The 8812-nt window shown below is 62.3% G+C and carries 7 protein-coding genes; all 7 read left to right on the forward strand.

Going from position 1 to position 8812, the window contains the following annotated elements; translation table 11 throughout:
* Positions 1 to 300 precede the first annotated feature (300 nt).
* Genes PMI37_RS25540 through PMI37_RS25570 form a run of 7 tightly spaced genes read left to right on the forward strand, consistent with a single transcriptional unit; the run spans position 301 to position 8734 of the window.
* Complete coding sequence (locus PMI37_RS25540) at positions 301 to 1923, forward strand: methyl-accepting chemotaxis protein (RefSeq protein WP_008086589.1); 1623 nt, start codon at positions 301 to 303, stop codon at positions 1921 to 1923.
* Positions 1923 to 2459 (forward strand): chemotaxis protein CheW, encoded by a 537-nt coding sequence (locus PMI37_RS25545; RefSeq protein WP_008086591.1) that lies wholly within the window; start codon positions 1923 to 1925, stop codon positions 2457 to 2459. Before PMI37_RS25540 ends, PMI37_RS25545 begins: the two co-directional genes overlap by 1 nt.
* Positions 2456 to 3727, forward strand: a complete 1272-nt coding sequence (locus PMI37_RS25550; RefSeq protein ID WP_008086592.1) for a CheR family methyltransferase — start codon at positions 2456 to 2458, stop codon at positions 3725 to 3727. Before PMI37_RS25545 ends, PMI37_RS25550 begins: the two co-directional genes overlap by 4 nt.
* Positions 3724 to 4407: a chemotaxis protein CheW gene (locus PMI37_RS25555; RefSeq protein WP_008086595.1), complete on the forward strand. Its 684-nt coding sequence runs from the start codon at positions 3724 to 3726 to the stop codon at positions 4405 to 4407. Before PMI37_RS25550 ends, PMI37_RS25555 begins: the two co-directional genes overlap by 4 nt.
* Positions 4404 to 6677 (forward strand): hybrid sensor histidine kinase/response regulator, encoded by a 2274-nt coding sequence (locus PMI37_RS25560; protein WP_008086597.1) that lies wholly within the window; start codon positions 4404 to 4406, stop codon positions 6675 to 6677. The genes PMI37_RS25555 and PMI37_RS25560 overlap by 4 nt, the downstream gene beginning before the upstream one ends.
* A complete protein-coding gene (locus PMI37_RS25565) occupies positions 6674 to 7684 on the forward strand; it encodes a chemotaxis response regulator protein-glutamate methylesterase (RefSeq protein WP_008086599.1) in 1011 nt (336 codons plus the stop codon). Before PMI37_RS25560 ends, PMI37_RS25565 begins: the two co-directional genes overlap by 4 nt.
* Positions 7685 to 7732: 48 nt before the next feature.
* Positions 7733 to 8734: a response regulator gene (locus tag PMI37_RS25570; protein ID WP_008086602.1), complete on the forward strand. Its 1002-nt coding sequence runs from the start codon at positions 7733 to 7735 to the stop codon at positions 8732 to 8734.
* Positions 8735 to 8812: the final 78 nt, after the last annotated feature.

Raw genomic sequence — 8812 nt, forward strand, 5'->3', positions numbered from 1 at the left:
ACGTGGGACGTGGGCTGTAGAGCAGTTGATAGGTGAAAAACGAAAACAAGTGCGCAACTTCTTGCGCACAATGGCTCGTGGCCACCATTGCGAAGAAACCGTCCGTTCAGAAATGACCGATCCAGCGCCCCTTTCTACCATTCCGTCACTGGCCAGTTGACCCTCGCTTGCTGGAAAGTCCCAAGCCAGAGCCCGTGCCGGTTTAGCCGCGGCGGGTGTGAGGGTTAAAAAGCGTCTTATAAATGAAACACCGCCCTCGGCTATACTCCCCGCATTTCGACCTAGGCACGAGGAATCACTGTGAAGAACTGGACGTTGCGCCAACGCATTTTGGCGAGCTTTGCGGTGATTATCGCCATCATGTTGCTGATGGTGGTGCTGTCGTACTCGCGACTGTTGAAGATCGAAGCCAGTGAAAACAGTGTCCGCGACGATGCGATTCCCGGTGTCTATTACAGCTCGATGATTCGTGGTGCCTGGGTCGACAGCTATCTGCAGACTCAGGAATTGCTCGGCCTCAAGGAAGGTCAGGGCATCAGCAGCGAAGACGCTGCCGAGTACAAGTCCTTTGAGAACCGTCTGCAGGAGCAGATGGAGAATTACCGCAAGACCATGGCGACCGACGAGGACCGTAGCGAATTCGCCGCCTTCGTGAAGTACCACGATAACTACATGCAGATTCAGGACGCGGTGCTCGATTTGCACAAGCGCAATCTGGAAGCTGATGCGGTGAAGCTGTTCCACGAGAAGCTCACGCCGGCGTGGTACAGCGGTCGTACGAAACTCAACGACATCATCGGCGAAAACAAGAAAGTCGCCGATCAGGCCATGGCCAATATCGACGATGCCGTGGCCGCGGCCAAAGTCAGCATGTTCGTTTCCCTGCTGGTTGCGGTCTTGGCTGCCGGTCTCTGCGGTTTGCTGCTGATGCGCGCGATCATGGCGCCGATGAACCGCATCGTGAAGATCCTCGAAACCATGCGCACCGGCGACCTCAGCTCGCGCCTGAATCTCGACCGCAAGGACGAATTCGGCGCCGTCGAAACCGGCTTCAACGACATGATGACCGAGCTGACCTCGCTGGTGTCCCAGGCCCAGCGCTCGTCGGTGCAAGTGACCACGTCGGTCACCGAAATCGCTGCCACCTCCAAGCAACAACAAGCCACCGCTACCGAAACTGCTGCGACCACCACTGAGATCGGCGCGACCTCCCGCGAGATTGCTGCCACCTCGCGCGATCTGGTGCGCACCATGACCGAAGTATCGACCGCCGCCGATCAGGCTTCGGTACTCGCCGGTTCCGGCCAGCAAGGCCTGGCGCGCATGGAAGACACCATGCACTCGGTGATGGGTGCCGCCGATCTGGTCAACGCCAAACTGGCCATTCTCAATGAGAAGGCCGGCAACATTAATCAGGTGGTGGTGACCATCGTCAAAGTCGCCGACCAGACCAACCTGCTCTCGCTCAACGCCGCGATCGAAGCGGAGAAGGCCGGTGAGTACGGTCGCGGTTTTGCCGTGGTCGCCACCGAAGTGCGACGTCTGGCGGATCAGACCGCTGTCGCCACCTATGACATCGAACAAATGGTCCGCGAGATTCAGTCGGCGGTGTCGGCCGGTGTGATGGGCATGGACAAATTCTCCGAAGAAGTGCGCCGCGGCATGTCCGAAGTGCAGCAGGTCGGCGAGCAGCTGTCACAGATCATCCATCAAGTGCAGGCGCTGGCGCCGCGGGTGTTGATGGTCAATGAAGGCATGCAGGCCCAGGCCACTGGCGCCGAGCAGATCAACCATGCGCTGGTGCAGTTGGGCGATGCCAGCAGCCAGACCGTCGAGTCGCTGCGTCAGGCCAGTTTCGCCATCGACGAACTGAGCCAGGTGGCCGTCGGGCTGCGCAGCGGCGTTTCGCGATTCAAAGTCTGATGAGCGACATCATCGCCAAACGCGGTGCCGCGCCCGTGGCGAAGCCGGCGCTGTTCCTGCTGTTTCGCATCGGCAGCGAGCGTTACGCCTTGCGCGCCACCGAAGTGGCGGAAGTGCTGCCGCGCCTGCCATTGAAAACGATTGCCCGCGCGCCCCAATGGGTCGCCGGAGTGTTCGCCTATCGCGGCGCGGTGGTGCCAGTGATCGACCTCAGCGCGCTGACGTTCGGCCAATCGGCCGAGGCGCGTACCAGCACGCGGCTGGTGCTGGTGAACTACCGCCCGGACGCCACGCAAGCGGCGCAATGGCTCGGGCTGATCCTCGAACAGGCCACCGATACCCTGCGCTGCCATCCGCAGGAATTTCAGCCTTACGGTCTCGATAACCGTGAGGCGCCGTACCTCGGCCCGGTGCGCGAAGATGCGCAAGGGCTGGTGCAATGGGTGCGGGTCAATGACTTGCTCGATGAGTCCGTGCGTACGCTGTTGTTCCCCACTCCACCGCTGGACCCGGCGCAGCTTGAGGCGCAGCCATGAGCAGTGATCAGCGCTTTTTCGACTTCCTCAAGGAACGCATCGGCCTTGATGTGACCTCGGTTGGCCCGGCGATCATCGAGCGCGCGGTGCGGCAGCGCACGACGCTCTCGCAGGCCGCGCATGCCGATGAGTATTGGCAACTGCTGCAAGGCTCGCGCGATGAACAGCAAGCGCTGATCGAAGCAGTGATCGTCCCGGAAACCTGGTTTTTCCGTTACCCGGAATCGTTCGCCACCCTGGGCAAACTGGCGCGAAATCGCCTCAACGAGCTGAACAACATGCGCGCCTTGCGCATTCTCAGCCTGCCGTGTTCCACCGGCGAAGAACCCTATTCGATTGCCATGGCGTTGCTCGATGCCGGGCTCAAGCCGCATCAGTTCAAGGTCGATGGCATGGACGTCAGCCCGCTGTCGGTGGAAAAGGCGCGGCGGGCGCTGTACGGCAAGAACTCGTTTCGCGGTCAGGATCTGGACTATCGCGAACGGCATTTCAGCGCCGAGCAGGACGGCCATCGGGTCAACGAAAATGTCCGTGAGCAGGTGCGTCTGCAAGTCGGCAATGTGCTTGATCCGGCGCTGCTGGCCAGCGAGCCGGCGTTCGATTTTGTGTTCTGCCGCAACCTGTTGATCTATTTCGATCAGCCCACGCAGAAGCAAGTGTTCGAAGTGCTCAAACGCCTGACGCATGTCGACGGCGTGCTGTTTATCGGCCCGGCCGAGGGCAGTCTGCTCGGGCGTCTGGGCATGCGTTCGATCGGCATCCCGCAGTCTTTTGCGTTCAGTCGTCATAGCGATCCGCATCCCGAGCCGCTGCCGACGCCAAAACCTGTCACGTTGCCGATCAGCCCAGCGCCACGCAGCCCGTCGCCGCCTCCGGTGCGCAATCGGCCGTTCAGCGCAGTAACGCCACTGCCGATCACCCGCAACAGCGCGAACCCGGACGCGGCAGCATTGCTGGCGAACATTGCCGCGCTGGCCAACGAAGGCAAAAGCGCCGAAGCACGCGCCGCGTGTGAACAGTATTTGCGCAGCCATGAGCCGGTGGCTCAGGTGTTTTACTGGCTCGGCCTGCTCAGCGATGTCGCCGGGCTGACCCTCGAAGCCCAGGGTTTCTACCGCAAGGCGCTGTACCTTGAACCGCAACACCCCGAAGCGTTGATGCACCTGGCCGCGTTGCTGCAGGCCCAGGGCGACAGCGCCGGTGCCAGACGATTGCAGGAGCGCGCTGCCCGCAGCGGCCGCACCGCCGACAGTGAGCGTAAACGATGATCGCGTCCGACACCTTGAACGTCACCCACGAAGACGCCCGGGCCATCGACGATTGCTGGAACCGTATCGGCATCCACGGTGACAAGTCCTGCCCGCTGCTCGAAGAACATATTCATTGCCGCAATTGCTCGGTGTATTCCGCCGCCGCCACGCGTCTGCTCGACCGTTACTCGTTGCAGCAGGATGAGCGCGATCCGGTGGCCAGCGCCGTCGAAACGGATGTGAAAACCCGTTCGCTGCTGATGTTTCGCCTCGGCGAAGAATGGCTGGGATTGGCCACGCGCAGTCTGGTCGAGGTCGCGCCGCTGCAGGCCATTCATTCCCTGCCGCATCAGCGCTCGCGGGCCTTGCTCGGCGTGGCCAATGTGCGCGGCGCGCTGGTGGCGTGTCTGTCGCTGGTTGAATTGCTTGATCTGGACGGCAGCGCTGCACCGGCCAGCAGTGGGCGAATCATGCCGCGCATGTTGATCATCGCCGCCCATGGCGGGCCGGTGGTGGTGCCGGTGGATGAGGTCGACGGCATACATGCCATCGACGAGCGCATCCTTGATGCCGCCTCGCAATCCGGTGAGCAAGCCAGTGCCAAATTCACCCGTGGCGTTTTGCAGTTTCGCGGTCGCAGCCTGCGTTGGCTGGATGAAGAACAGTTGTTGTCCGCCGTGACCCGGAGCCTTACATGACCCCCGAGCAAATGCGCGACGCCTCATTGCTGGAGCTGTTCAGCCTCGAAGCCGAAGCGCAGACCCAAGTGCTCAGCGCCGGGCTGCTGGCGCTGGAACGCAATCCGACCCAGGCCGATCAACTCGAATCGTGCATGCGTGCGGCGCACTCGCTCAAGGGCGCGGCGCGGATCGTTGGCATCGACAGCGGTGTCAGCGTCGCGCATGTGATGGAAGATTGCCTGGTCAGTGCGCAGGAAGGGCGGTTGTTGCTGCGCCCGGAACACATCGACGCGTTGTTGCAGGGCGCCGATTTGCTGATGCGCATCGCCACCCCTGGCAGTGCGCCGCAGCCGAGCGATATCGAAACGTACGTCGCGTTGATGGGGCGCCTGCTCGATCCATCAGCGCCGCCCGTGCCCGTGGCGGCACCGCTCATGGCCGAGTTGCAGCTTGAAGCGCCGCCCGCGTCTTCTATAGACGTGCCGGTCGAACCTTCCGAGCAGCCACCGTCACGCAAAGGCAAACGTACCACCGAAGGCGGCGAACGCGTTCTTCGCGTTACCGCTGAGCGCCTCAACAGCCTGCTCGATCTGTCGAGTAAATCGCTGGTGGAAACCCAGCGCCTCAAGCCGCATCTGGCGACCATGCAGCGCCTCAAGCGCATGCAGAACAACGGCCTGCGCGCACTGGAAAACCTCAACGTGCACCTCAAGGAACACGCGCTGAGCCTTGAAGCGCTGGAGGCGCTGGAAGATGCGCGGCGCTTGCTCGCCGAGTCGCAACAACTGCTGAGCGAGAAAAACGCCGAGCTCGACGAGTTCGCCTGGCAGGCCAGCCAGCGCGCGCAGGTGCTTTACGACACCGCATTGGCCTGTCGCATGCGGCCGTTCGCCGATGTGCTCAGCGGCCAAGTGCGCATGGTCCGTGACCTCGGTCGCAGCCTCGGCAAACAGGTGCGCCTGGAGATCGAAGGCGAGAAGACTCAAGTCGATCGTGACGTGCTGGAGAAGCTCGAAGCGCCACTGACCCATTTGCTGCGCAACGCGGTCGATCACGGCATCGAAACCCCGGAGCAGCGACTGCTCAAGGGTAAGCCGGAAGAAGGCCTGATCCGCTTGCGCGCATCGCACCAGGCCGGTTTGCTGGTGCTGGAGCTGAGCGATGACGGCAATGGCGTTGATCTGGAAAAGGTCCGCCGCAGCATCGTCGAGCGGCAGTTGTCGCCAGCGGAAACGGCGGCGCAGTTAAGCGAAGAAGAATTGCTGACGTTCCTGTTCCTGCCCGGTTTCAGCCTGCGCGATACGGTCACTGAAGTGTCTGGTCGCGGCGTCGGGCTCGATGCTGTGCAACACATGGTTCGGCAACTGCGCGGCGCCGTGGAGTTGGAGCAGACGGCGGGCGAGGGCAGTCGTTTCCATCTGGAGGTGCCGCTGACCCTGTCGGTGGTGCGCAGTCTGGTGGTAGAAGTCGGCGAGGAGGCCTACGCCTTTCCGCTCGCGCACATCGAACGCATGTGCGATCTGGAGCCCGAAGACATCGTGCAGGTCGAAGGTCGCCAGCATTTCTGGCACGAAGGCCGGCATGTCGGGCTGGTTGCGGCCAGCCAATTGCTCAATCGCCCGGCCAGCCAGAACAGCGGTGAAACCCTGAAAGTCGTGGTGATCCGCGAGCGCGACGCGATTTATGGCGTGGCCGTGGAGCGCTTCATTGGCGAGCGCACCTTGGTGGTCTTGCCTCTGGATGAGCGTCTGGGCAAAGTGCAGGACATCTCCGCCGGGGCCTTGCTCGACGACGGTTCGGTGGTATTGATTGTCGACGTCGAAGACATGCTGCGGTCGGTGGACAAATTGCTCAATACCGGTCGCCTCGAGCGCATCGCCCGTCACGGCAATCAAGCCGCCGAGGCCGCGCGCAAGCGGGTGCTGGTGGTCGACGACTCGCTGACCGTGCGCGAGTTGCAACGCAAGCTGCTGCTCAACCGTGGCTACGACGTCGCGGTGGCGGTGGACGGCATGGACGGTTGGAACGCATTGCGTTCGGAGGACTTCGATTTGCTGATCACCGACATCGACATGCCGCGCATGGACGGCATCGAACTGGTCACCCTCTTGCGCCGCGACAACCGCCTGCAATCGCTGCCGGTGATGGTCGTCTCGTACAAGGATCGTGAAGAGGATCGCCGCCGTGGCCTGGACGCCGGGGCGGACTATTATTTAGCCAAAGCCAGTTTTCATGACGACGCCCTGCTCGACGCAGTGGTCGAGCTCATCGGAGGAGCGCGGGCATGAAGATCGCAATCGTCAACGACATGCCAATGGCGGTGGAGGCCCTGCGTCGTGCATTGGCCTTCGAGCCGGCGCATCAGGTGGTCTGGGTCGCCCGCAATGGCGCCGAGGCGGTGCAACTGTGCGCCGAAAACACCCCGGACCTGATCCTGATGGATCTGATCATGCCGGTGATGGATGGCGTCGAAGCCACCCGCCGGATCATGGCCGAAACCCCGTGCGCGATCGTGATTGTCACGGTTGACCGCCAGCAGAACGTCCATCGCGTCTTCGAAGCCATGGGCCACGGCGCGCTGGATGTGGTCGACACCCCGGCCCTCGGTGCCGGCGACGCACGGGAAGCCGCCGCGCCGTTGCTGCGCAAGATCCTCAATATTGGCTGGCTGATCGGCGACAAGGCACCGCGCTCGCGCCCGGCACCGACACCGCAGCGCAGCTCGGGCTCGCGCCAGCGACTGGTGGCGATCGGTTCATCGGCGGGCGGCCCGGCAGCGCTGGAAGTGTTGCTCAAGGGTTTGCCCCGCGACTTCTCGGCGGCGATTGTGCTGGTGCAGCACGTCGATCAGGTCTTTGCCGCCGGCATGGCCGAATGGCTGGCCAGTGCCAGCGGCCTGGATGTACGTCTGGCCCGCGAAGGCGAGCCGCCGCAAGCTGGCGCGGTGCTGCTGGCCGGCACCAACCATCATATTCGTCTACTCAAGAACGGCACGCTGGCCTACACCGCCGAGCCGGTCAATGAGATCTACCGGCCTTCCATCGACGTGTTTTTCGAGAGTGTCGCCAGTTACTGGAACGGTGATGCGGTCGGAGTTTTATTGACCGGGATGGGACGCGACGGCGCGCAAGGGCTTAAGCTCATGCGCCAACAGGGTTACCTGACCATCGCGCAGGATCAGCAGAGCAGTGCGGTGTATGGCATGCCCAAGGCCGCCGCTGCGATCGATGCCGCCGTAGAAATTCGCCCCTTGGAAAAGATAGCGCCACGATTGCTGGAGATTTTCCCCAAATGAACCGACTTATCCGCAATCCTGGCCCGCGCAGTACTCAGGTGACCGCCCATGAATGACTTACAGATCGACGACATTAAAACCGACGAAAACGCCGCCATGGTGTTGTTGGTGGACGATCAGGCGATGATCGGCGAAGCCGTGCGCCGTGGGCTGTCGAACGAAGAGAACATCGACTTCCACTTCTGCTCCGACCCGCATCAGGCCATTGCGCAAGCGGTGCGGATCAAGCCGACGGTAATCCTCCAGGATCTGGTGATGCCCGGCCTCGACGGCCTGAGCCTGGTGCGCGAATACCGCAATCACCCGGCGACCAAGGACATCCCGATCATCGTCCTGTCGACCAAGGAAGACCCGTTGATCAAGAGCGCGGCATTCTCCGCAGGGGCCAACGATTATCTGGTGAAACTGCCGGACACCATCGAGCTGGTGGCGCGCATCCGTTATCACTCGCGCTCGTACATGACGTTGCTGCAGCGGGACGCGGCATATCGCGCGCTGCGGGTCAGTCAGCAGCAGTTGCTCGACACCAATCTGGTGCTGCAACGACTGATGAACTCCGATGGCCTCACCGGGTTGTCCAATCGCCGCCACTTCGATGAGTACCTGGAGCTGGAATGGCGCCGTTCGCTGCGCGATCAGAGCCAGTTGTCGCTGCTGATGATCGATGTCGATTACTTCAAGTCCTATAACGACAGTTTTGGCCACGTTGAAGGCGATGAGGCGCTGCGCAAAGTGGCCACGGCGATTCGTGACGCCAGTGCACGGCCGTCGGACTTGCCGGCGCGTTACGGCGGCGAAGAATTTGCGCTGGTGCTGCCGAACACCTCGCCGGGTGGTGCGCGGTTGGTCGCGGAGAAGCTGCGCCAGACCGTGGCCTCGCTGAAAATCCCGCACAACACCCCGGCGGATGGCGCGAGCCTGACCATCAGCATCGGCCTGGCAACCATGGTGCCGCAGTCGGGCAGCGATTGCCGCCTGCTGATCTCGGCCGCAGACCGGGGCCTGTACCTGGCCAAGAACAATGGCCGTAACCAGGTCGGCATCGAATAACCACCGCAATCCCCTGTAGGAGCTGCCGCAGGCTGCGATCTTTTGATCTGTTTTTAAAATCAAAGTCAAAAGATCGCA

The sequence above is a fragment of the Pseudomonas sp. GM80 genome (assembly GCF_000282515.1).
Classification (GTDB): Bacteria; Pseudomonadota; Gammaproteobacteria; order Pseudomonadales; family Pseudomonadaceae; genus Aquipseudomonas.

What these genes read in the sequence shown, in the direction of transcription:
- PMI37_RS25555 (WP_008086595.1), top strand. Translation starts at nt 3,724, where the DNA reads ATGATCGCGTCCGACACCTTGAACGTCACCCACGAAGACGCCCGGGCC.
- PMI37_RS25550 (WP_008086592.1), top strand. Translation starts at nt 2,456, where the DNA reads ATGAGCAGTGATCAGCGCTTTTTCGACTTCCTCAAGGAACGCATCGGC.
- PMI37_RS25560 (WP_008086597.1), top strand. Translation starts at nt 4,404, where the DNA reads ATGACCCCCGAGCAAATGCGCGACGCCTCATTGCTGGAGCTGTTCAGC.
- PMI37_RS25565 (WP_008086599.1), top strand. Translation starts at nt 6,674, where the DNA reads ATGAAGATCGCAATCGTCAACGACATGCCAATGGCGGTGGAGGCCCTG.
- PMI37_RS25570 (WP_008086602.1), top strand. Translation starts at nt 7,733, where the DNA reads ATGAATGACTTACAGATCGACGACATTAAAACCGACGAAAACGCCGCC.
- PMI37_RS25545 (WP_008086591.1), top strand. Translation starts at nt 1,923, where the DNA reads ATGAGCGACATCATCGCCAAACGCGGTGCCGCGCCCGTGGCGAAGCCG.